This is a genomic window from Paenibacillus thiaminolyticus, assembly GCF_003591545.1.
In the GTDB taxonomy this organism is placed as follows: domain Bacteria; phylum Bacillota; class Bacilli; order Paenibacillales; family Paenibacillaceae; genus Paenibacillus_B; species Paenibacillus_B thiaminolyticus_A.
Genome location: NZ_QYZD01000001.1, coordinates 1 through 21,981, shown reverse-complemented (window position 1 = coordinate 21,981; position 21,981 = coordinate 1). Strand labels below are relative to the sequence as shown.

Annotated in this window: 21 protein-coding genes; 1 reads left to right on the top strand and 20 read right to left on the bottom strand. The window is 57.0% G+C overall.

The genetic code is table 11. The features are described from left to right. Nucleotides 1-230: 230 nt before the first annotated feature. From DQX05_RS00105 to DQX05_RS00085, 5 genes are all read right to left on the bottom strand, one after another. Nucleotides 231-1,274, bottom strand: coding sequence for an ABC transporter substrate-binding protein (locus DQX05_RS00105; RefSeq protein ID WP_119789853.1), 1,044 nt, complete (start codon nt 1,272-1,274; stop codon nt 231-233). 59 nt (nt 1,275-1,333) lie between these two features. Further along, the gene (locus tag DQX05_RS00100; protein WP_119789851.1) at nt 1,334-2,152 is read right to left on the bottom strand and encodes an ABC transporter permease; all 819 of its coding nucleotides are present in this window, start codon (nt 2,150-2,152) and stop codon (nt 1,334-1,336) included. Then, nucleotides 2,149-3,000, bottom strand: coding sequence for an ABC transporter permease (locus DQX05_RS00095; protein ID WP_119789849.1), 852 nt, complete (start codon nt 2,998-3,000; stop codon nt 2,149-2,151). The genes DQX05_RS00100 and DQX05_RS00095 overlap by 4 nt, the downstream gene beginning before the upstream one ends. Next, nucleotides 2,997-3,968, bottom strand: coding sequence for an ABC transporter ATP-binding protein (locus DQX05_RS00090; protein WP_119789847.1), 972 nt, complete (start codon nt 3,966-3,968; stop codon nt 2,997-2,999). Before DQX05_RS00090 ends, DQX05_RS00095 begins: the two co-directional genes overlap by 4 nt. Before the next feature lie 387 nt (nt 3,969-4,355). Beyond that, on the bottom strand, nt 4,356-5,132 hold the full coding sequence (locus DQX05_RS00085) for an SIMPL domain-containing protein (RefSeq protein ID WP_119789845.1): 777 nt from the start codon (nt 5,130-5,132) through the stop codon (nt 4,356-4,358). A 234-nt stretch (nt 5,133-5,366) separates the two neighbouring features. Here DQX05_RS00085 and DQX05_RS00080 point away from each other — a divergent pair, with 234 nt between their 5' ends. After that, nucleotides 5,367-5,867, top strand: a complete 501-nt coding sequence (locus tag DQX05_RS00080; RefSeq protein WP_119789843.1) for a hypothetical protein — start codon at nt 5,367-5,369, stop codon at nt 5,865-5,867. 203 nt (nt 5,868-6,070) lie between these two features. Here DQX05_RS00080 and DQX05_RS00075 read toward each other — a convergent pair whose 3' ends face one another. From DQX05_RS00075 to DQX05_RS00005, 15 genes are all read right to left on the bottom strand, one after another. Next, on the bottom strand, nt 6,071-6,337 hold the full coding sequence (locus DQX05_RS00075) for an HPr family phosphocarrier protein (protein ID WP_006678144.1): 267 nt from the start codon (nt 6,335-6,337) through the stop codon (nt 6,071-6,073). 115 nt (nt 6,338-6,452) lie between these two features. Further along, a complete protein-coding gene (gene whiA / locus DQX05_RS00070; RefSeq protein ID WP_119789841.1) occupies nt 6,453-7,385 on the bottom strand; it encodes a DNA-binding protein WhiA in 933 nt (310 codons plus the stop codon). Between the two features lie 7 nt (nt 7,386-7,392). Then, entirely contained in the window at nt 7,393-8,334 is a 942-nt protein-coding gene (locus DQX05_RS00065) for a gluconeogenesis factor YvcK family protein (RefSeq protein ID WP_119790712.1), read from the bottom strand. A gap of 57 nt (nt 8,335-8,391) precedes the next feature. Further along, nucleotides 8,392-9,288, bottom strand: a complete 897-nt coding sequence (gene rapZ, locus DQX05_RS00060) for an RNase adapter RapZ (RefSeq protein WP_119789839.1) — start codon at nt 9,286-9,288, stop codon at nt 8,392-8,394. A gap of 28 nt (nt 9,289-9,316) precedes the next feature. Then, nucleotides 9,317-10,267: an ROK family glucokinase gene (locus DQX05_RS00055; RefSeq protein WP_119789838.1), complete on the bottom strand. Its 951-nt coding sequence runs from the start codon at nt 10,265-10,267 to the stop codon at nt 9,317-9,319. Nucleotides 10,268-10,550: 283 nt separating this feature from the next. Continuing rightward, a complete protein-coding gene (gene trxB, locus DQX05_RS00050; RefSeq protein WP_119789836.1) occupies nt 10,551-11,513 on the bottom strand; it encodes a thioredoxin-disulfide reductase in 963 nt (320 codons plus the stop codon). A 151-nt stretch (nt 11,514-11,664) separates the two neighbouring features. Beyond that, nucleotides 11,665-13,593 carry a tetratricopeptide repeat protein gene (locus DQX05_RS00045; protein ID WP_119789834.1) on the bottom strand — a complete coding sequence of 643 codons (1,929 nt, stop codon included), beginning with the start codon at nt 13,591-13,593 and terminating at the stop codon, nt 11,665-11,667. 343 nt (nt 13,594-13,936) lie between these two features. Beyond that, nucleotides 13,937-14,719 carry a bifunctional phosphoribosyl-AMP cyclohydrolase/phosphoribosyl-ATP diphosphatase HisIE gene (hisIE, locus tag DQX05_RS00040; protein ID WP_119789833.1) on the bottom strand — a complete coding sequence of 261 codons (783 nt, stop codon included), beginning with the start codon at nt 14,717-14,719 and terminating at the stop codon, nt 13,937-13,939. Further along, the gene (gene hisF, locus DQX05_RS00035) at nt 14,716-15,474 is read right to left on the bottom strand and encodes an imidazole glycerol phosphate synthase subunit HisF (protein WP_119789831.1); all 759 of its coding nucleotides are present in this window, start codon (nt 15,472-15,474) and stop codon (nt 14,716-14,718) included. Before hisF ends, hisIE begins: the two co-directional genes overlap by 4 nt. A 154-nt stretch (nt 15,475-15,628) precedes the next feature. Beyond that, on the bottom strand, nt 15,629-16,381 hold the full coding sequence (hisA, locus tag DQX05_RS00030) for a 1-(5-phosphoribosyl)-5-[(5-phosphoribosylamino)methylideneamino]imidazole-4-carboxamide isomerase (protein ID WP_119789829.1): 753 nt from the start codon (nt 16,379-16,381) through the stop codon (nt 15,629-15,631). A gap of 522 nt (nt 16,382-16,903) precedes the next feature. Then, nucleotides 16,904-17,536 (bottom strand): imidazole glycerol phosphate synthase subunit HisH, encoded by a 633-nt coding sequence (hisH, locus tag DQX05_RS00025; RefSeq protein WP_119789827.1) that lies wholly within the window; start codon nt 17,534-17,536, stop codon nt 16,904-16,906. A gap of 3 nt (nt 17,537-17,539) precedes the next feature. Continuing rightward, nucleotides 17,540-18,145, bottom strand: a complete 606-nt coding sequence (gene hisB, locus DQX05_RS00020; RefSeq protein ID WP_119789825.1) for an imidazoleglycerol-phosphate dehydratase HisB — start codon at nt 18,143-18,145, stop codon at nt 17,540-17,542. 82 nt (nt 18,146-18,227) lie between these two features. Further along, on the bottom strand, nt 18,228-19,514 hold the full coding sequence (gene hisD / locus DQX05_RS00015; RefSeq protein ID WP_119789824.1) for a histidinol dehydrogenase: 1,287 nt from the start codon (nt 19,512-19,514) through the stop codon (nt 18,228-18,230). Nucleotides 19,515-19,808: 294 nt separating this feature from the next. Further along, nucleotides 19,809-20,501 carry an ATP phosphoribosyltransferase gene (gene hisG / locus DQX05_RS00010; protein ID WP_259391703.1) on the bottom strand — a complete coding sequence of 231 codons (693 nt, stop codon included), beginning with the start codon at nt 20,499-20,501 and terminating at the stop codon, nt 19,809-19,811. A gap of 81 nt (nt 20,502-20,582) precedes the next feature. Further along, the gene (locus DQX05_RS00005; protein ID WP_119789822.1) at nt 20,583-21,791 is read right to left on the bottom strand and encodes an ATP phosphoribosyltransferase regulatory subunit; all 1,209 of its coding nucleotides are present in this window, start codon (nt 21,789-21,791) and stop codon (nt 20,583-20,585) included. Nucleotides 21,792-21,981: the final 190 nt, after the last annotated feature.

Sequence of the window (21,981 nt, the reverse complement as noted above, 5' to 3'; positions counted from 1 at the left end):
CCCCTACTATCAAATTGACAATTTGCAGAATGAGACATTTTTCGTCTGTAAGCGTTTTTACATTATATCATATGGTATATCATTTTTATATCTTTTTCGACACTTTACAACCACAACCCCTTTCTGCAGGTATAAAAAAAGCACCATCCGGCATAAAATCCCGGACAGCGCTAGAGAAATAGAGTTCTGATCTTGCAATGATTTTCGATTAGATATACCAGCTTATGGCCTTATCGGCCGCTCTTCAGCTCCGTCCACAAGCGGTCGTACAGTTGAATCGACTTGCCGACATCGAGCAGCCACTCCGTGCGTCCAAGCTCTTCATCCGTCAGATTGATCATCGGATTGTTCAAATATTCCTCGCTGTGGAATTCCTTCGCCTTCGTAACCGGGTTGCTGTAGCCGACGAACTCATAGTTCTTCGCGCTATTCTCCGGATCAAGCATGAAGTTGATGAATTTCTCGGCCAATTCCTTGTTCTTGGCTCCCTTAGGAATGGCGTAGGTGTCCGCGAAGATCGTGCTGCCTTCCTGCGGAACGACATACGCAACATCCGGATTCTCCTCCGCGATGAAGGCCGCGTCTCCGGACCATACCGTCCCGATCCAGCCCTCTTCCTGGATCATCTTCTGCTTGATGTTGTCCGTATCGAACGCGACCACGTTCGGTACCAGCTTCCGCAGGTCGTCCGCAGCCGCATTGATGTCGGCCTCGTTATCCGCGCTGTTCGATTTGCCCGCTTTTTTGAGCGCCATCCCGATAATCTCGCGATTGTCGTCCAGCAGCAGCACCTTGCCCTTGTACTCGTCCTTCCATAGATCGGCCCAGCTTGTCGGCGCCTCGGCAATATGCTTCTTATTATAGGCAATGCCCGTTACGCCCCACATATAAATAATAGAATGCTCGCTATTCGGGTCATATTCCGGATTTTTGAAACGGTCTACTACGTATTGGAAGTTCGGAATGTTCTCCTTATTGATCGTCTCAAGCAAATCCTGCTTAATCATGCTGGCCACCATATAATCCGATGGCTGTATGAGATCATAGTTTGCTCCGCCAGCCTTGATCTTGGCCAGAAGCTCCTCATTGTTCGCGAACACCGCCATATTTACCTTGACGTTGTTCTCTGATTCGAACTTCTCAATCATCTCTAGATTGAAATTATCCGCCCACGTATACAAATTCAACGTGTCTTTGCTCGAAGAGCATCCGGCCAACGCGGAGATTGTCAGCATTCCCGCCAATACGGCAGCGAACCATTTCATTTTTTTCAATTCTTTCTACCCCTCTCTGATCCGCAGGATCCCAATGTTTGATTTCAATATGCTTTCGTTCAAAACGGCAGCATCGAGCTTTTCTTCTCGCCGTTGCCGCGGTTCAGCATCCACTGCGCCAGCACAATCAGACCGACGCTTAGCACAATAAGCAGTGTGCACAGCGCATTAATCTCCGGCGAAATGCCCCGCTTGACCGAGCCGTAAATATAGATCGGCAGCGTCGTCGAGTTCGGCCCCGCCACGAAAAAGCTGATTAGGAAGTCGTCGATCGACAGCGTGAAGGCAATCAGCGCCCCCGCGATAATGCCCGGCCATATCGACGGCAAGGTGACATAGCGGAACGTCTGCCATGGCGTCGCTCCCAGATCCGAAGCCGCCTCTTCCAGCTGTCCGCCCATATTCGCGAGCCGGGAGGAGACGATGACATATACATACGAGATACTGAACGTAATATGCGCAATGATGACCGTCGTCTTGCCGAGCGGCATATTCAGCTGGCTGAACAGCACGAGCAGCGACAGTCCCATAATGATGTCCGGCACGATGATCGGCAAGTAGAGCAGGCCGGCGATTCCTTTTTTCATCCGGCTCAGCATGCGCCGCATGGCAAGCGCTGCCATCGTGCCGAATACCGTGGATAACACCGTCGATACGAGCGCAATAATAACGCTGTTGCTCAGCGCCTCCATCACCTGCCGGTTCTGGAACAAAGACCCGTACCATTTGAAAGTAAATCCGCTCCAGCTTGCATTCAGCCGCGAATCATTAAATGAAAAGATCATAATCAATATGATCGGAATGTAAATGAACAGAAGCAGCAGGAACGAGTGGCAAGCCAACAGCGGATGCTGCTTCGATGCGGATGCTGTCTTCATGCCCTCGCCTCCTTCGATGCCTCATATTTGGATCGGAGCGCCCACTGGAACAATCCGATAATAATCAAGGCGCTGATGACGAACACCACCGACAAGGCAGAGCCGAACGGCCAGTTGCGTGCCCCAAGGAACTGGTTCTGAATAATATTGCTCAGCATTTGCGCCTTGGCGCCGCCCAAAATATCGGTGACCACGAACATGCCTGTCGTCGTGACGAAGACCAGCACGCTTCCGGTCATAATCCCCGACTTCGTCCGCGGCAGCGTAATATGCCAGAATGCTCTCCAGCGGCCTGCACCGAGATCGCTGGCCGCTTCCAGGAGCCGCTTATCCATTTGCTCCAGAGCGACATAAATGGGCAGCACCATGAACGGGATGAACGTATACACCATCCCGAGCAGCACGGCTCCTTTGGTATACAGCATCTGAAGCGGCTCTTGAATCCATCCGACATCCAGCAGCACCTGGTTCACGATGCCCTGCGTCCGCAGCAGCAGCACCCAGGCATAGGCACGGATCAAGAAGTTGATCCAGAACGGAACCGTAATAAGAATGAGCCACATCTTCTGCCGCCCCGGGCTCGCCTGGGAAATGTAATAGGCCAGCGGGTAAGCGAGCAGCAGGCAGATCGCTGTCGTTACAATCGAGAGCCATAGCGTATCCCAGTAAATGCCCAAGTAGAGCGGGTCAAAAAAGCGGGCATAATGTTCCAGCGTAAACGTAAATATGACATTGCCCAACTCGTCGCGTTGCATGAAGGATACGGCGAATACCGCGAGCATTGGCACGACGAGAAATATCGTCAGCCACAACACGACCGGCGCAATGATGCCGAAGGAGCGTCTCATGGGCCGATAATCACCTCGTCTCCCGCGTTCCAATGAACGCCGACACGCTGTCCGATGTGCCATGAACGGTTGTCCGTAGAATCAAGCACCGCTGTCACCGTAGTCTGTTCATTTTCCATATGAACAATCAATTTATGAATATTCCCCAAATAGACAATATCCTGAATAATTCCCGCCTTGCGCACGCCTTCCGTCTCCTCCGAGATGCGAATCTTCTCCGGACGGACGGTGAACATATTGTCTTCATGGAAGACATTGTTCTCACCGACGAACGTAGCTGCAAACAACGTCTCCGGGCGTTCGTAAATTTCTTTTGGCGAGCCCACCTGTTCGACGCGGCCGTTGTTCATGATGACGATCCGGTCGGACATCATCATTGCTTCTTCCTGATCATGAGTAACATAGACAAACGTAATTCCCAAATTCCGCTGCAGCTGCTTCAATTCGCCCTGCAGGTTTTTGCGGAGCTGCAAGTCAAGTGCGCCGAGCGGCTCATCCAGAAGCAGCACCTTCGGCTTGTTGGCGATCGCCCGCGCAATGGCGACACGCTGCTGCTGGCCACCGGACAGCTGATGCGGATATCGCACAGCGAGCGGAGTCAGCTGTGTGAGCCGGATCGCTTCAGCAATGCGCTCACGCTGTTCCGCTTGCGGAATTTTTTTCATTTTTAGACCGAATTGAATGTTTTGCTCCACCGTCATATGGGGGAACAAAGCGTAATGCTGGAATACGAGATTCAGATCCCGTTTGTTCGGAGGCAATTGCGTCACGTTCACGCCGTCCAACCGAATCTCGCCCGCCGTAGGCAGCTCGAAGCCGGCAATCATACGCAAAATCGTGGTCTTGCCACAACCACTTGGGCCGAGCAGCGTTAGAAATTCTCCCTCATCAATCGTGAGCGACAAAGGATGTACTACGGGTTGCCCGGCAAAGTGCTTCTCCACATTTACCAGTTGAATCAAGAGCATCAACCCCTTATATCGTCAGCCTATCCACGGGATACGGCAAGCCGCTCCTGTCGGGACGCCGCCGCCGCGAATACCGGATAATCATGCGATAAGAATGCATACGCGCATACCTTGTCCCCTTATCCATTAAGCAAAAAAAGCCATATCCGTTGGTATGGCTTCCCGTTCGTTCACGTTGGCGTTTTTGCATATTCAATATACATCGTTTTGCTTAGTGATACAACTATTTTTACGTAATTTCGACAATTGCATACATTCATCTTCAATGGATTGACTCATTTCATCCATCTAAAGGGCTCCCACCCACATTTTTGTAACCCCGCGCAAAGGCCCCTCGCCCGTACGCGAATCGTCGCGGCGCGGGAAGGGGCCTTCGTCTTTAGGCTCTTATTTCATTTCGAACATAACCTGCACTTGCGCGCGCAGCTTCACCTGACCGCCCTGAGGAGCCGAGCCGGCAGCGTCAGCGGCGGAAGCGTTCATCATCGACAGCTTCTCGCTCATGACCCGGACCGGCTGCCAGTCCGCGCCGGATTCCACAATCGCAAGCGCCGGTCCGATCTGGCGATTGGCTGCCTTGGCCAGCGCGCCCGCCTTGCTCGACGCATGCTTCACAGCCTTTTCAAGCACTTGAGATTCGAAGGCGTCGCGCTTCTCGATATCGAATTGAATCTGCTGCACCCGTGTCGCATCGGCTCCGGCTACCGCGTCCACCAGATTGCCCAGCTTCGCGAGGTCGCGGTAAGCGACGCGAACGGCATGGCGGGCTTCATAACCGACGACCTTCGGTTCGCTGTTCTCCGCATATTTATAGACCGGGTTGACGGAAAAATCGGTCGTTTTCACTTGGGTATCCGCAATCCCGTATTTGGTCAACACCTGCTTCGCCTTGTCGAATGCCGCGGCATTCAGCTTTTGGGCTTGCGCCGCCGTATCCGCCTTCGATTCCGTGACGATATCGACATAAGCAATATCCGGCGTAACCTCCAATTCGCCTTGTCCCATGACCGTAATCGTGTTTTTTTCCATGATCGAAGCCTCCCCTGCCGCTTGTACCGACTGCGGAGCTGCAGCTCCCCATGCGCCGAACAGCAATGTGCCGACGACGACGGCTGCCACCGCCGTCCGCCGCCACTTCCGTCTCTGTGGGTTCACATTCATCATCCCATACCCCTCCATCGCTTATATTGGTAAGATTATCAACTTGCTTACGATTTAAACGAGGGTATCACCAAATATGTTGCACCCGACGCATGAATTATTTTCCGGCCGCCTCTGCGTCCTTCATGTGAGCCGCTGCTGTTCGATCGTGTACCTGATTTTCATTGTCATTTGATGTAACTTATGTTACATTCTACTTGTAATTATCCTATATGTTGAAAAAGGAGGGAATTTCTGTTGTTTGTGCATAAATGGATGAAACGTGTCGCCGTAATCGCTATGGCAGTCAGTCTCCTTTCCCCTGCCACCTTGTTCGCGCAAGGTTCCGGCCAACACGAGTTGAATCAACAGAATGTACCTGAACGCGGGAGCTCCCAGATCTACATAAAGAACGTGGTTCCTTTCGACGGCACGGCCATCTACCACTGGACCGCCAGCTTCCAGACAACGACCCACTATCAGATTCCGAACGATATCGATATTCCGAAGGACAGCCACCGCAAAAATATTTTGGTCTATCTCACCACAGAGAAAAATACCGGGAACAACACCGAATTCGATGTCGAGCTGGAACGGTATTATCCATGGTCCGGCTGGATTAGGGAAGACACCAAGACGGGGTATGTCGGCTGGACTGCGGACGAAGTCGCCTTCAAGGGAATCAAGGATGGCGAGAGGTACCGCATCCGCATCCGGGGCAATGTGAAGGGCACCGCCGATGTATTCAGCCAATGGTAAGCCCTGGCGTATATGACACAGGACCTGAGCGTCATGCTCAGGTCCTGTCTTGATTCCGGTTCCAGGAATAACGGCAGACGAGCCCGGCGCCTGCATAGAGGCGCCGGGCTCGCCAGACACTCGGTATGGAAATAGGCGGCAGTCATTTCCGCCGCCCTTCCTGTATCATCTGCCTTCTGCCTTCAGCCGGCATGCAGGTCCAATTAGTTTTCCAACTCTTCCTTGCTGACCAAGGACACTAAAGCGCTTACAGCCTGTTCTGCGTCCGCACCGTCTGCCGTAATGGTGATGGACGTGCCTGAGCCGATTGCAAGACTCATGATCCCCATAATGCTCTTCGCATTTACTTTTTTATCTTCCTTTTCCACGAAGATATCCGAAGAATATTTATTCGCTTCTTGAACGAACAAGGCCGCCGGTCGTGCATGCAATCCTGTCTTCAAACGTACCACAACTGGTTGTTGAGCCATGCGGATCATACCCCCTACATTTCCTGTATAGTTTACTAATCAATTCACGTTTACGCCATTTTCTTCAGTTTATCACATTATAGCATTTTAAACGATGGTGCACTAGGAATAAAATTCATCCGTTTCTTATTCTTTCAGCCAATTCATCAATTTTCCGCAGCCGGTGATTGACTCCGGACTTACTGACCTTCCCCTTGAGCATCTCGCCGACTTCCTTCAGATTCAGATCAGGATGAGCCAAGCGCACCTCCGCCACTTCCCGGAGCTTGTCTGGAAGCTGCTCCAACCCAATCTCCTTCTCAATCAGGCGGATATTCTCGATCTGGCGCACGGCCGCGCCAATCGTCTTGTTCAGATTCGCCGTCTCGCAGTTGACAATCCGGTTCACGGAGTTCCGCATATCCCGCATGATGCGGACGTCTTCGAACTTGAACAACGCCTGATGCGCGCCGATAATATTGAGGAACTCAATGATCTTCTCGCCTTCTTTAATGTACAGCACGAACCCTTTTTTGCGTTCGATGAACCGGGCATTGAGCCGGAATTCATTGGCCAATTCAACAATAGCCTTGCAATGCTCTTCGTACATCGATGAAATCTCGAGATGGTAAGAGGATCCCTCCGGATTGTTAACCGATCCGCCGGCAAGAAACGCCCCCCGCAAATAAGCCCGTTTACAGCAATTGTTCGCGATAATCCGCTTATCTATTCCATCGGTGAACTGGAACCCCTCGGATACGATATGCAGATCATGCAGAATCTCCTGCACCTGGGAAGGAATGCGGACGATATACACATTATTTTTCTTCAAGCGCATTTTTTTACGCACCAGCAATTCCGTATGCACCTGATAGAACTTTTTGATGAACGTGTATATCCGGCGGGCAATCGCCGCGTTCTCCGTCGAAATATCCAGAATGACCTTGCGGTTCGAAGAGAGCTGGACGGAGCCGTTCATGCGCATTAACGCTGCCAATTCTGCCCGTTCACAGCATGCATCGGACTCAATTAACGTCAATTCCTTTTTCGTCTGCGCTGCAAAGGACATTCTCCGCTCACCTCTTTCGTAACATCCAATTCTCCACCAGCTGATAAATGTGATGGCTCAGCTTTTCCGCATCATGCCGCAAATACGTGCGGAACAATACGAGGGAATCGGCGATCACCTTGTAACCTCTCTTCGTCACTTCATCCAAATCCAAATGCACTGCACGCGCCCCCTGCTCGGCGTAGCGGTCCTGCACTTGCGGCGGGATCTCTCCGTCATTAACGATGACATAATCGAAGAGATGCTCGCCTACATGCTGCTGGATGGCTTCGAGATGGTCACTGACCTTGTAATTATCCGTCTCTCCCGGCTGCGTCATGACGTTGCAGACGAAGATTTTGACGGCGACCGACTCCTTGACCGCTTGTGCCAGCTTCGGGACAAGCAGTGTCGGGATAATACTCGTATATAGACTTCCCGGACCGACCAGGATCGCATCCGCCTCCTGCAGCGCCTGCACGGCCTCAGGAAGCGCCTCCACCTGCTCCGGTTCGAAGAAGACCCGCTTGATGCGCTGGCCTGCCTGCGGTATCGCAGACTCGCCCTCCACGATGGTGCCGTCGTTCATCTCCGCATTCAGCACAATCGCCTGATTGGCGGCCGGCAGCACGCGCCCGCGAACGGCCAGTACCCGGCTTAATTCACGGATGCCCGCGACGAAGTCGCCCGTTATATCCGTCATGGCCGCCAGGATGAGATTCCCAAGGCTATGCCCAGCCAGGCCGGTTCCATTCGGGAAGCGGTATTTCAGCATCTCTGACAACGAGGGCTCCACATCCGCCAACGCCGTCAAGACGTTGCGAATATCCCCCGGCGGCGGCATTTGCAGTTCCTGGCGCAAAATACCGGAACTTCCGCCGTCATCGGCGACCGTGACGATAGCCGTAATGTCCAACGGCTTCTCCTTCAGGCCGCGCAGCATGACAGACAGGCCGGTACCGCCGCCCATAACGACGATGCGCGGCAGCTCGCTCTCTTCTCCTATCCGCACTTCAGTATCCCCCCATCAATGCCGATCGCGTTCGGAATCCCGATGGCTTACGCGAACGACCTCCGTCTCGCTGGAACCAATCGTGCGGCCCAAATATTCCGCGACAGCCACGGAACGGTGCTTCCCGCCAGTACAGCCAATGCCGATGACGACTTGGCTCTTCCCTTCTTTGCGGTATTGAGGAAGCAAAAATTGAAGCAAGTCGAGCAGCTTGCTCAGAAAGGTCTGCGTCTCCGGCCATTTCATGACATAGTCATAGACTTCGATATCTTGGCCGGTATGCGGACGCAGCTGATCTACATAATGAGGATTCGGCAGAAACCGCACGTCAAAAATGAGATCCGCATCGATTGGAACCCCATATTTGAAGCCGAATGAGGTAACGTTGACCGACATGCGGTTCTGATCGGCCTGCGTGAACCTCGAGACGATGCGTTCTTTGAGCTGTGCCGGCTTGAGAGTGCTCGTGTCAATCACTTGATTGGCCCAGCCCTTCAAATCCTCCAGCAGCTTGCGCTCCATCTTGATGCCTTCCAGCGGCATGCCGTTCGGCTTCAGCGGATGGCGGCGCCGGCTCTCCTTGTAGCGTTGGACGAGAACTTCATCCGTCGCATCCAAGAACAAAATTTCACAATTAATTGTATAATGTTCTCTAATATAATTCAAAGACTCCGATAACGCCGTGAAGAACTCTCGCCCCCGCAAATCGATGACGAGTGCGACCTTCCCGATTTTCCCTTTGGATTGCTCAATCAGCTCCGCAAATTTGGGAATCAGAACAGGCGGCAAGTTATCTACGCAAAAAAATCCGAGATCCTCCAGGCTTTGTACCGCGATGGTCTTGCCGGCCCCTGACATCCCCGTAATAATGACTAATTTAGCAAGCGCTGCCGTTTCTGTTGACTCGATCATCGTCCGTCCTCTCCCTTACCAATGCCGATTACGAACGCAAGAACAATCCAGCCGCACCAATCATACCCGCATCATTGCCTAGCTCAGCCGGCACGATCGATACGCCGCGCGTAACCGGTTCAGGTGATAGCTTCTTGAACGTCTCACGGATTTGCTCGAACAAGAACTCGCCCGCCTTCGACAAGCCGCCGCCGATTATGAAGCGCTCCGGATTCAAGGTGACGGCGACCGCAGCCATTGATTTGCCCAAGTAGAAGGCTGCGCGCGAGATAATGCGAACGGCAACCTCGTCTCCAGCCTTCGCCGCATCGAACACATCCTTCGCCGCGATGTCCTCCAGCAGCGACAGGGACGTGCGATCGCCGCGCTCCACCGCGTCCTTCGCCATGCGAATGATGCCGGTTGCGGAGGATACCGTCTCCAGGCAGCCTATCTTGCCGCAGCCACATTGAATCGCTTCCAGATCCGGAATGACAGCGATATGGCCCAGCTCTCCGGCCATGCCGGAAAATCCTTGTACAATCTTCCCATTGATGATAATGCCGCCGCCGACGCCGGTTCCCAGCGTATAACAGACGCAGTTATCGATGCCTTTGCCCGCGCCGCTCCACGCTTCTCCCAAGGCGGCCACATTGGCATCATTGTCAATCTTGACCGGCTTGCCTAGCCGCGCTTCCAATATGGCACGAATCGGCACATCCTTGAAGCCTACGTTGGGCGCCAACAAGATAACGCCTTCCTTCACATTTGTAAACCCAGCGACCCCTGCACCAATTCCAGCCACCTGGCTCCAATCGTAAGGCGACTCCTCCACGATTCGGCGAATATAGTTCTCAATGTTGTCTATGACGGTATCGTGGCCCTTGGCAACTTCAGTCGGACCTTCAAATGTTTGCAGCAGCCGGCCTTCCGTATCACAAATACCAACCTTGATAGCCGTTCCGCCCAAATCGACACCCACGTAGATTTGCTCAGACATGCGTCATCCACCTTTGTAGTTGTAATCGTATCCTTAATCGTATGTTACTTCAGTTCCCACTATACGCGAACGCTGTAAACAGGTCAAGGCGTGCGCGGCCTGCCCGGAGGGGCGTTCAAGGCTCTTCCCGGGCCGATTCTGCCCGCGCGCTGCCGTCCGCTAGCGAGATCAAATACGGAGCCCGCAGGCTCCGTCTCAACGATGAAAATGTTGCAAAAAATCTACTTTATCGGTACCGGAAAGCCTGAATCCCGCTCCCGGAAATCCCAGTCATGCGGAATGGTTAGCCCAATGTCTTGCTCCAGTCATGGACCATGCTGCCTTCCAGGAATTTCTCACAGTCAAGTGCTGCCTGGCAGCCGGATCCGGCCGCAGTAATCGCTTGGCGGTATTTCATATCCTGCACATCGCCGGCCGCGAAGATGCCCGGGACACTCGTCTCCGTCGTGCCCGGCTTCACGATTACGTAGCCGTGCTCGTTCAGCTCCACCTTGCCGCGCAGGAAATCGGTATTCGGCTTATGCCCGATCGCGACGAACAGGCCGTCCGTCTCGATTACTTCCTCTACGCCCGTCTCGTTGTTGCGCACTTTGAGGCCGGTCACGCCCATACCCGTCGCCAGCACCTCCAGCGGCGTGCGGTTCAGAGCCCAGGAGATCTTCTCGTTCTCGCGTGCCCGGTCCTGCATAATCTTGGAGGCGCGCAGCTCATCGCGGCGGTGCACAATCGTCAGCTCGGATGCGAAGCGAGTCAGGAAGCTAGCTTCCTCCATCGCCGAGTCTCCGCCGCCGATGACGACGATTTTTTTGCCCCGGAAGAAGAAGCCGTCGCAGGTCGCGCATGCGCTGACCCCTTTGCCGATATTATCCTGCTCTCCAGGGATGTTCAAATATTTCGCGCTGGCTCCGGTCGAAATAATGAGCGTCTCGGCCCAGATTTCCTCCAGACCTTCGCCCGTCAGCTTGAACGGACGCTGCGACGTATCGATCTCCGTTACCCAGCCTGTCACGAACGTCGTGCCGAAGCGCTCCGCCTGCTTGCGCATGTTTTCCATCAGTTCAGGGCCCATAATCCCGTCCGGGAATCCAGGGAAGTTCTCTACATCGGTTGTCGTCGTAAGCTGGCCTCCCGGCTGCGGACCTTCAATAACGAGCGGATTCAGATTGGCCCGCGCCAGATAGATCGCTGCGGTGTAACCCGCAGGTCCTGTTCCGATAACGACCGATTTATACACTTTCTTCTCCATAATAAAAGGCCTCCTTCACTATTAGAGGTTATTCAAAAAGTCCGCTTCTGCGCACAAAGGGGGAACGCAACTCGGCATCCTATACTGCAATCCTCTTCCCGGTGCAGAAAAGCTACTTTGTAAATACGCCTATCGACCTGGGAAAACGCGTCTATTGGTAGATGTTCTTTTCGGTTGTCTCTGCACGGAATGCCTCTTCTATGCGCTTGGCATGCTTGGCGACCGTCGCGGCGGATACGGCGTACCGTTCCCCCGCCTCGCTGCTCGTGATCGGGTGGCCGTGCTTCTTCGCGATGATATATTCAATCGCCGCCGCCCAGCTGTCCGCCTTCGCGATTCGCGGCACTTCATTAGGATATGACCGACGGAGAAATTCAATCCAGATCTTCTCCGCGTCATGCATCTGAATCAAGTCATAGCGGCCATTCATCCCGGTCCGGATCGCATCGATTACCTGCTGCCAGCCCGGTTCCCATCTCGGAAGCCCGCTTAGCAGATGATATCCGTCCACGAGCTGCTTCTTGCCGTTCCATTCCACTTCAAGCGCGTCCTCAACGCCGAGCAAGCGCAGCACATATATGGTCAACTCCTTCACGTAGCCATCCTGCTCCGGATCGAGCAGCAGCCCCCGGAGCGTCTGCTTCGCCTCTTCGTCATTAATCAGGCTCATCGCCTGAAGCGCCTGCAGCTTCGTCGCGGAGTCGCCCGAGCGCAGCGCCCAGAACAAGGATGAGCGGACGAGCGGATCCGACTTCAACTGCCGCTCCCATTCGGCGGCCGCTCCCGGTTCTCCGGCTTCGGTCCGGACTTCCCGTTCCGCTGCCGCGGACCGTTCGGCCCGCCGTCCGGGGCGCGCCTTCGCCTCGTAAGGAATGCGGTAATGATAGCTAGGCATCGGATCCGGATGGCCTCCTCCGCGTTGCTGAAGCAGCTCCAAGTAATACGAGCCGATGCCGCTCTCCGGATCCAGGCGCCGGCAGGCTGCCCACCAGCCGGCCGCTTCATCGTACCGGCCGAGATGGCAGGCCGCGACCGCCGCGCAATGATAGACGCCCGGCTCGGCAGGCGATCCGGTCGCGAGCAGGCGCCGAAGATGGCGGTAAGCCTCCTCATGCCGGCCGAGAATGCCCAGCGTGTTCGCCAGCTTGAAGGCCGGCTCCCGATGGAACGGCTGCAGCTTCGCCAGCCTCTCCATCAACTCCCGCTCCTGTTCCGTTCGCCCGGCCTGACGCTCGAATATGGCCAGATTACATAGGGCGTGCAAATGGCCGGGATCCAGCTCAAGCACCTGATGAAGCATCTCGCTGGCTTCCTTGAAGAAGCCCATATAATAATAGGCCAGCGCCAGATTGTTCCGGGCAGGCAGATCGTCGGGCTCCGCCTGAAGCAGCCGCTCGAGAATACGCCCCGCCTCCAAGAACCGGCCTTCTTCCATCATCCGCCGGGCTTGATGATGCTCGGCTTCCTGCCCGCTCTGGGCTTCCCGGAGGGCTTGTCCGGCCGTATTCGCCGGCTCGCCGCTTGCCTCGGACTCCGCGGCGCCGCTCAAAGCGGCAGCGGCCTCCTTCAAGCCTCTCGCCGCTTCTTCGAAGGCCGCCGCATTGGCGGGCGGCCGGGATCCCGGGTACGACCCGGGCCGATTCATCTCGTCATGAAGCATTTCCTTCATTTCCAGCGCCTCGCTGCCGTAGGCCCCCTGCGGATCCAGCGCCAAGTAAATATCGAGCGCCGCCTCCGCCTCCTGATAGCATTCAAGATAAGCGAAATTATTCGCCATATAGTAATAACATTCACTCATGGATGGATCGAGCTCATTCACAATATGGCGGAGGATGAGATTCGACTCCTCGAAGCGCCCCGTCTCCGCCAACGCCCCAGCCAGATTGCACTGGTGAACCGCATCGCCAGGCTCGCATTCGGCCGCTCTGCGGAAATACCGCAATGCCTTGTCATATTGCAGCCGATCTAATAATTTTACCGCGCGATCGGAATACGCGGCCGCATCTACCGGGAACATCACGACGTTGCCATGTGCATCCGCGTTGTCCCTGCTGGTTCGATGTGGCTTCTCTCCTGCCATCGCCAAGGCACCTCCTGCCGCATCATCGTTGTATACATAACCTTCAGTATACCATAATGACGCGCCTTCCCCCACCCCTTCGTCGAGCCGTTCCGAGGCGGATGCGCATGGATATTTCTACCACAAGGAGAGACAATCATACCACTACCCGAGGAGAGACACTCCCACAATGTCGCAACCTTCTCAGGCGGGCAACCGACTCATGGCATCACTCCGCGTAGCCGCATTCCGCATTTCGTGCAGACAAGACGGCCCCGGCTAAGGGCGCTTCCGCCTCCTGGACGCAAAAAAGCGGCCCCCCGCTCCGCGAAAATATGGAACAGGCGTCCGCTCATGAAGCTGCTTACGATTCAGTTGAAGGCTTGATCTTGCCGTGCGCATGATAGGTATCGCGGCGCGGCCCTTGGTGCCGGCGCTCCAGCTCATTCAGCACCTGCGCGAACGGCAGCTTCCGTTCGCGCAGCAGCACAAGCAGATGGAAGAGCAAATCCCCGGCCTCGCCGGTCAGCTCTTTATTATCGCCGTTTTTGGCGGCAATCAGAACCTCGGCGCTCTCTTCGCCAATCTTTTTCAATATTTTATCGAGTCCGGAATCAAATAAATACGTCGTATACGCCCCTTTAGGCCGCTCCTCCTCCCGTTCGGCGATGACCTGCTCCAGCTCCGCCAGCACCCGATACGGATCCGCAGCCAGTGCCGTATCCTCTGCACCAGCCCCGGACCTCGCCCCCAGCCCCTCCGTCTCTTCAGACAGCGGGGCCGTCTCGCTGCGGTCTGCGTCGAAGCAGGTATACGTGCCCGTATGGCATGCAGGACCGTTCGGGATCACCTGAATAAGCAGCGTATCCCCGTCACAATCGGCGGCCATCTCGACAATGCGCTGGGTGTTGCCGCTGGTGGCGCCTTTATGCCACAGCTCCTTCCGGGAGCGGCTCCAGAAGACCGTCTCCCCCGTCTCGTATGACTTCAGGAGCGACTCGCGGTTCATATAGGCCATCATCAGCACCTCCCGGGTCCCCGCATCCTGCACGATCGCCGGCACGAGTCCCTGTCCGTCCCAACGGATGCGATCCGCCAACACCTCTCCATAGGCGCTCAATCCGGCTGTCACTCTCGATTCTGTCATCGCACATTCACTCCTTGCTGGCGCAGCGTCTCTTTAACTTCCTGTACCGATACCTCTTTATAGTGGAAAATGGACGCCGCCAACGCCGCATCCGCCCCGCCTTGCTGGAACGCCTCCAGGAAATGCTCGGTACGCCCGGCACCGCCGGAAGCGATAACCGGAATGCCCACCGCATCGGACACGGCGCGGGTCAGCCGAACATCGAAGCCGTCCTTCGTTCCATCCGCATCCATGCTCGTCAGCAGGATCTCGCCGGCTCCCAGCTTCTCGGCCTCCCGAGCCCATTCCACCGCTCGAAGACCGGTTGGCGTGCGCCCGCCGTGAATATAGACCTCCCATTCGCCCCACTCCTCATGATAGCGGGCGTCCACCGCGACGACGATGCACTGCGAGCCGAAGCGGCGCGCCCCGTCGCGAATGAGGGACGGCTGCTGCACCGCCGCCGTATTGATTCCGATCTTGTCTGCGCCCGCGCGCAGAATCCGCATCATATCATCGACATGTCCGATGCCGCCGCCCACCGTGAAGGGAATCGAGATCTCGGCCGCCGTCTGCCGGACGACCTCGACCATCGTGGCCCGGCCCTCCACCGAAGCAGAGATGTCCAGAAAGACCAATTCATCGGCGCCCTCCCGATCATACAGGGCGGCCAGCTCCACCGGATCGCCGGCATCGCGCAGTTGCACGAAGTTAACGCCCTTGACGACCCGTCCGTCCTTGACGTCGAGGCAAGGGATGATTCGTTTGGCTAACATTTGCATTCCTCCATTCCTCGCAGGCGTCCATTCAATCTCATGGCATTCGCATCGGCTGTCCATTCTTCAGACCCTTTATCCTCAGGCCCTTTAGACCAGGCCGAATCGGCCATCGACCCACTTAGACCGGCGGATCGACCCGCTAGACCGTCGGCTAGCGCCCGCTGCTTCCGGCCGCTTCAGCCAACCGGATCGCCTCCTCCAGGCGAACGCTGCCGGTATACAGCGCCTTCCCGATAATGGCGCCGCTGACCCCGTCCTTCGCCCGAGCGGCCAGCGTCTCCACATCCGCCATGCTGCTGACGCCGCCCGAGGCGATGACCTGCTGGCCACAAGCCCGGGCCAACGCCGTGATCGCCTCCACATTCGGCCCGCGCATCATGCCGTCGCGGGAAATATCCGTAAAAATAAACGTCTTCGCGCCAACCTCAGCCAGCTGGCAGGCCAGCGCTTCTGCCTGCACCTCCGACGTCTCGAGCCACCCCCGCGTCGCGACATAGCCGTCGCGCGCATCGATGCCGATCGCGACATGGCCGCCGTGCCGGGACAGCACGTCTTCGACGAACGCGCGATCCTCAATCGCGGCCGTGCCGAGAATGACCCGCGCCACGCCCGCTTCCAGCAGCCGCTCCACATCCGCTCGCGTCCGCAAGCCGCCGCCGACCTGCACCGGCACGCCGACGGTGCGGGCGATCTCTCCGATAAGCCGGTCATTGACCGGGTGCCCGGCCTTGGCGCCGTCCAGATCGACGAGATGTATCCAGGACGCGCCCTCCCGCTCCCAGCGGCGCGCCACATCAAGCGGGGATTCGTCATAGACCGTCTCCTGGCCGTAATCGCCCTGCACGAGCCGAACACAGCGTCCTCCCCGAATATCGATGGCCGGATAAATTGTAAATGCCGTCATACACTTACCTCCTTGTCACTCAAACCCCAGACAACCCCCACTCAAACGCCACTCAAAAACCTTCACTCCCCCCCCTTACGCTTCCGTGCTCTCCTTCTTGCTCACTTTAGCTGCAACACCCACACGTGCTCCCGCAGCCCCACCAATCCTGCAAAATTACAGTTTTATTTTTTGGGGCAAGCGTATTCGACGCCAATCCTGCAAAAATACATCATTTTTCCCATGTATTCCGCATTTCACCCTTTATTTCACGAAATTGATGCAACGCTGCAGGAATTTCTTCTTTTCACAGCAGAAACAGTCAAAAAAACTGCACTTTTGCAGCTTTCGCCCATTATCGCCCCTGCCGCGCACTTTTGCAGCTTTCGCCCATCATCGCCCCTACCGTGCACTTTTCTGCTCATGCCTCCCGCTTACGTCTCGTGCTTTTCCTTGCCCGTGCCTCCGCCTTCGCCCTCGCGATGGACCCTTAGGCAACAGAGCCTATTTAACGACAGAGCCCCTCCGGTCTCGGATTGTAGCTCAATCCCGAATCCGTCCCGGGCCCTCGGCCAACTGGAGGAACCGCTCCAGCAGGCGCCGGCCCACTTCCCCGCTCTTCTCGGGGTGGAACTGCATGCCGTACAGACGGCCCCGGCCGACCATCGCCGTCACCGCCCGGCCTCCGTATTGGCAGGTCGCAATGACATCCTCCTGCTTCTCGGCCAGCACATGATACGAGTGGACGAAGTAGACATGCCCTTCCTCCAGCCCTGCGGTCAGCACATGATCCGGCTGCTGCCATTGCAGCCGGTTCCAGCCCATATGCGGCACCTTGTAGTGGCCGCCCTCGAAGCGGACGACCCGGCCGGGCAGCAGCCCGAGACCGGCATGGCGGCCGTGCTCTTCCCCTTCCTCGAAGAGCAGCTGCATGCCGAGGCAGATGCCGAGCGCCGGCTTGCCGGCCTGCACCGCCTCCGTGAACGCCCGGCCCAGGCCGGTCGCCTGCAGCGATTCCATCGCATCGCCGAACGCGCCGACGCCGGGCAGAATGATGCCCGCGGCCTCTGCCAGCTGCTCGGGCTCGCGGCAGATAGCCGCTTCATAGCCAAGGCGTTCCACCGCCGTGCTGACGCTGTGCAAGTTCCCCATTCCGTAATCCAATACCGCAATCATCGCTTACAGCACTCCCTTAGTGGACGGAACTCCTTGCACGCGCGGATCGATCGCGGTCGCTTCATCCAGCGCCCGCCCCAGCGCCTTGAACACGGCTTCGATAATATGGTGCGTGTTCTGCCCGTAATGAACGATAACATGGAGCGTCATCCGGCTCTCCAGCGCCAGCTTCCATAGAAACTCATGCACCAGCTCGGTATCGAACGCGCCGACCCGGGCGGACGGATAGACAGCGCGGTGCTCGATATGAGGCCGATTGCTCAGATCGATGACGACTTGAGCAAGCGCCTCGTCCATCGGCACGAAGACTGAGGCATAGCGCCGGATGCCCGCCTTGTTCCCGAGCGCCTCGCGCAGCGCCTGGCCAAGACAGATGCCGATATCCTCCACTGTATGGTGGTCATCAATGTCCGTATCGCCATCCGCCCGGACCGCGAGATCGAATTGGCCGTGCTTCGCGAACAGGTCCAGCATATGGTTCAGGAATGGCACGCCCGTCTCTAGGCGGCTTGTGCCGCTTCCGTCTACATTGAACGACAACTGTATATCCGTCTCATTCGTTGTGCGGGCAATGGCCGCTTCCCGCGTTTGCAATGCTCCATACTCCATTGATCGTTCCGCCCTTCTTCTCGTGTATGCTGTGTTGCGGTACCGCCCGCCGGACAGCTTCCTCTGCCTCGGCGGCCGCTGTCTATTCCTTCATCTGCCCGAGCCGGATTCCGATCGCGCGGGCATGCGCCTCCAGACCTTCGTGGCGGGCCAGCTCCATAATCCGCTCCCCGTCCCGCTGCAGCGCCTCCCGGCTGTACCGGATCAGACTCGACTTCTTCATGAACATATCGACGTCGACCGGCGAAGAGAAGCGTGCTGTGCCATTCGTCGGAATGATATGGTTCGGCCCGGCGTAATAGTCGCCTACCGGCTCGGAGCTATACTCGCCAAGGAAGATCGCCCCGGCATTCTCGATCGCGCCTACCCATTCCATCGGGTCGGACGTCATAATCTCCAGATGCTCCGGCGCGAGGCGGTTGATCAGCTCCACGCCTTCCTTCAGCCCGGGCACGACCATGATCGCGCCATAGCCTTCGATCGACTTCGCCGCAATTTCCCGGCGCGGCAGCGAGGCGAGCTGGCGCTCCACCTCGGCGGCCACCGCCTCCGCCAGCGGGCGCGAGTCGGTGACGAGCACGGCCGATGCCATCGCGTCATGCTCGGCCTGGGACAGCAGATCGGCCGCCACATAAGCCGGCGTGGCCGTCGCATCCGCCAAGACGACAATCTCGGAAGGGCCGGCGATGCTGTCGATATCGACCGCGCCGTACACTTCGCGCTTCGCCAGGGCGACATAAATATTGCCTGGCCCGCAGATTTTGTCGACCGGAGCGAGCGTCTCCGTGCCGTAAGCCAGGGCGGCGATCGCCTGCGCCCCGCCAACCTGGTAGATCTCCTTCACGCCAGCCTCCGCCGCCGCGACCAGAATATGCGGGTCGATCCCGCCCTTCCCGCCGGTCGATGGCGGGGTGACCATGACGATCTCGGGCACGCCCGCGACCTGGGCAGGAACGACGTTCATCAGGACGGAGGAAGGATAAGACGCGCTCCCGCCGGGCACATAGACGCCGACCCGCTTCAGCGGCCGCATAATTTGCCCCAGCAGCGTGCCGTCCGGCTGGAAATCCATCCATGACGTGCGCTTCTGCTTCTCGTGGAAGGCGCGGATATTCGCGGCCGCCTCGCGCAAGGCGGCGAGGAAGGCGTCCTTCACTTGCCCGTAGGCCGCCTCAATCTCCGCCGGAGCGATGCGCAGTTGCGCCGGAGCCAGCTCCATCCGGTCGAACTGTCCGGTATAGCGAAGGACCGCTCCATCCCCCTCCTTCCGCACGTCCCGGATAATCGCCTGAACCGTCTCCAACTGTTCCCGGGTTCCGTAATCTACCTTACGCTCAACACGCCAATCCGCTGCTTCGATAATCCGCATGCTGCTCTTCCCGTCCTCTCCTGAAATGTATCGCGCGCGTTCGTCGTATCCTCGGCTCTATCCAACAGCAAATCCCCGATCGCCCGCGTTCCCGCAGTTCCATCTATCCTTCCATATCTCTCGCAATGTATCTGCTATCTGTATAAATCCACAATTACCCACATAACTCCGGATCAAAGTACACGAACCTAACCGCAATTCCCGGCTCCAACCGTCCCGATCACCCGCGTCCTCCATAACTGGCTGCGAAGGCCGGTTGCCGATTCGCCACCGATTCGGCCGCTGATTCAGCTATTAACCGCGGACACCCTTCATCGCGGTCGACGAAGCGCGAAGCGGACGGCGAAGGCCCGCACCGCCTACAGCTGGCACGACGCGCTGAATCCGGTCGCACAGCTGCTGAATCGCTTCATTCTTCATCCGGTAACTGACCCGGTTCGCGATGAGCCGGCTCGTAATCCCGAACATCTCTTCCAGCTCCACCAGCCCGTTCTCCTTCAACGTCTTGCCCGTCTCGACCATATCGACGATCCGATCAGCCAGCCCGATTAACGGAGCCAACTCAATCGATCCGTTCAGCTTAATCACTTCCACCTGCTGCCCTTGCTCCCGGAAATACTGCGAGGCGACATTCGGATACTTCGTCGCGACCCGCAGATGAATGGATGGCTTCCATGACGGAAGGCCAATCACCGACATCCGGCAGCGGGCGATGCCAAGATCGAGCAGCTCATAGACATCCTTGTTCTCTTCCATCAGCACATCTTTGCCGGCGATACCGACATCCGCAACCCCGTATTCGACATAAGTCGGAACGTCGACCGGCTTCGCCATAATGAACTGCATGCGCGCTTCCGGCACATCAATGATCAGCTTGCGGGAATCCTCTTCATCCTCGGGGACCGGCAGCCCCGCATCGCGGAACAGCATGGAAGCCTGCTTGTAGATCCGTCCCTTCGGCATGGCCACCTTCAACCAATCCTGCATCGTATCCCTCCTGTCTTCTCGCGGGCCGCGAGGCGAAGCCCCATTTCCACTCCCGGCCTCGCTCCCATCATCTCTTCTGCATCACGATTGCACGAAGGTGAGCACCTCGTGGTAGCGGCCCTGCGGCTGGCCCGCGGCTTCCATCCCTTCCCGGGATGTCACTCCCGCCGCTTCGTCTATCAGCAGCCGCGTAACAGCAATAACGCCTTCCGCCCGCAGCCGGCCGGCTTCCGTCAAGGCTTCCGCCCGTCTGGCCGCCTCATATTGAATCAGCACCGGCTTCGCCTGCTCTTCTTCGTTCTCGCCAGGCCGGGACAAGGCATCGATAATGCGCGTCGTCTTGAGCGCGAAGCCCGTCGCCGGAGCAGGACGGCCGAATTGCTGCAGCAAATGATCATAACGCCCGCCGCTCATGACCGGGAACCCCATGTCTGCGGCATATCCTTCAAAAATCGTGCCCGTATAATAAGAAAAGTCCCCCAGCATCGTCAAATCAAGCAGCAGATGCTCCGCAACCCCATACGCCTCCAGCACTTCCCATACTTGCTCCAAATGATCAAGAGAAGCAGCCATCTCCGGCTTGCCGGACAGCGCGCGCGCCTGATCCAGCACCTCGCGGCCGCCCCGGAGCTGCAGCAGCGCCTCCAACGGCTCAAGCCGCTCGGCATCCAGCCCGAGCAGGCTTGCCTGCGCCCGGTAGCCGACCACGTCGCGCTGAATCAGCAGCTGCTTCAGGCGCAGCTGGTTCTCCTCTTCCCCGGGAAGCGCATCCTCGAACAAGCTCTGCACGTATCCATGATGGCCAAGCGCTACTTTGAACCGCTCGATTCCCGAGGCCTTCAGGCAGGCGATCGCCAGCGCGATCACCTCCGCATCGGCCTCCGGCGAACCGTCGCCCGCCAGCTCCGCGCCCGTCTGGAAAAACTCGGCCTCCCGCCCCGCCTCTTCCTCCATCGCCCGGAACACATTTGCATGATAGGACAGGCGGATCGGGAACGGCTCCTTCCCGAGCAAGGAAGAGACGACGCGCGCGATTGGCCCCGTCATATCCGAACGCAGCACCATCGGCGTCCCGCGCTGGTTCAGCAGCTTGAACAGCTTCTGATCGGAGGTAGCGCTAGCCGTCCCCACCGTGTCATAGAATTCCATCGTCGGGGTAATAATTTGTGCATATCCCCAGCACTCCATCGTATGGAGCACCTTCCGCTCGATTTCTCTTAGCTTGCGAACCGCTTCCGGCAAATAATCCCGCACGCCGGATGGCTTCTCGAACATTCTCGGCTTCGACATGGACTCACCCCGTATTTCATACTTTTGCTTTAATATGGTAAAGTACTACCAAGTTAATTTATTAGCAAAATGAAGTAAAAATTTAAAGGTAATATTATCACGTATCAACGTCATCGTCAATCCCTCAGCGGTTCTTATGTTGTTCTTCTGTGATAATGTCACCCTATAACTGTTCTGAGATAATGTCACT

Bases quoted from the DNA above. Each gene is read 5' to 3' on its own strand.
- DQX05_RS00085 (WP_119789845.1), bottom strand. From the start codon at position 5,132: ATGATGAATGTGAACCCACAGAGACGGAAGTGGCGGCGGACGGCGGTG.
- rapZ (WP_119789839.1), bottom strand. From the start codon at position 9,288: ATGATCGAGTCAACAGAAACGGCAGCGCTTGCTAAATTAGTCATTATT.
- DQX05_RS00065 (WP_119790712.1), bottom strand. From the start codon at position 8,334: ATGGGCGGCGGTACCGGCCTGTCTGTCATGCTGCGCGGCCTGAAGGAG.
- DQX05_RS00075 (WP_006678144.1), bottom strand. From the start codon at position 6,337: ATGGCTCAACAACCAGTTGTGGTACGTTTGAAGACAGGATTGCATGCA.
- hisA (WP_119789829.1), bottom strand. From the start codon at position 16,381: ATGACGGCATTTACAATTTATCCGGCCATCGATATTCGGGGAGGACGC.
- hisIE (WP_119789833.1), bottom strand. From the start codon at position 14,719: ATGACAGAATCGAGAGTGACAGCCGGATTGAGCGCCTATGGAGAGGTG.
- DQX05_RS00095 (WP_119789849.1), bottom strand. From the start codon at position 3,000: ATGAGACGCTCCTTCGGCATCATTGCGCCGGTCGTGTTGTGGCTGACG.
- DQX05_RS00005 (WP_119789822.1), bottom strand. From the start codon at position 21,791: ATGTCGAAGCCGAGAATGTTCGAGAAGCCATCCGGCGTGCGGGATTAT.
- whiA (WP_119789841.1), bottom strand. From the start codon at position 7,385: ATGTCCTTTGCAGCGCAGACGAAAAAGGAATTGACGTTAATTGAGTCC.
- hisB (WP_119789825.1), bottom strand. From the start codon at position 18,145: ATGGAGTATGGAGCATTGCAAACGCGGGAAGCGGCCATTGCCCGCACA.
- DQX05_RS00055 (WP_119789838.1), bottom strand. From the start codon at position 10,267: ATGTCTGAGCAAATCTACGTGGGTGTCGATTTGGGCGGAACGGCTATC.
- DQX05_RS00045 (WP_119789834.1), bottom strand. From the start codon at position 13,593: ATGGCAGGAGAGAAGCCACATCGAACCAGCAGGGACAACGCGGATGCA.
- trxB (WP_119789836.1), bottom strand. From the start codon at position 11,513: ATGGAGAAGAAAGTGTATAAATCGGTCGTTATCGGAACAGGACCTGCG.
- hisH (WP_119789827.1), bottom strand. From the start codon at position 17,536: ATGATTGCGGTATTGGATTACGGAATGGGGAACTTGCACAGCGTCAGC.
- hisG (WP_259391703.1), bottom strand. From the start codon at position 20,501: ATGCAGGATTGGTTGAAGGTGGCCATGCCGAAGGGACGGATCTACAAG.
- hisD (WP_119789824.1), bottom strand. From the start codon at position 19,514: ATGCGGATTATCGAAGCAGCGGATTGGCGTGTTGAGCGTAAGGTAGAT.
- hisF (WP_119789831.1), bottom strand. From the start codon at position 15,474: ATGTTAGCCAAACGAATCATCCCTTGCCTCGACGTCAAGGACGGACGG.
- DQX05_RS00090 (WP_119789847.1), bottom strand. From the start codon at position 3,968: ATGCTCTTGATTCAACTGGTAAATGTGGAGAAGCACTTTGCCGGGCAA.
- DQX05_RS00100 (WP_119789851.1), bottom strand. From the start codon at position 2,152: ATGAAGACAGCATCCGCATCGAAGCAGCATCCGCTGTTGGCTTGCCAC.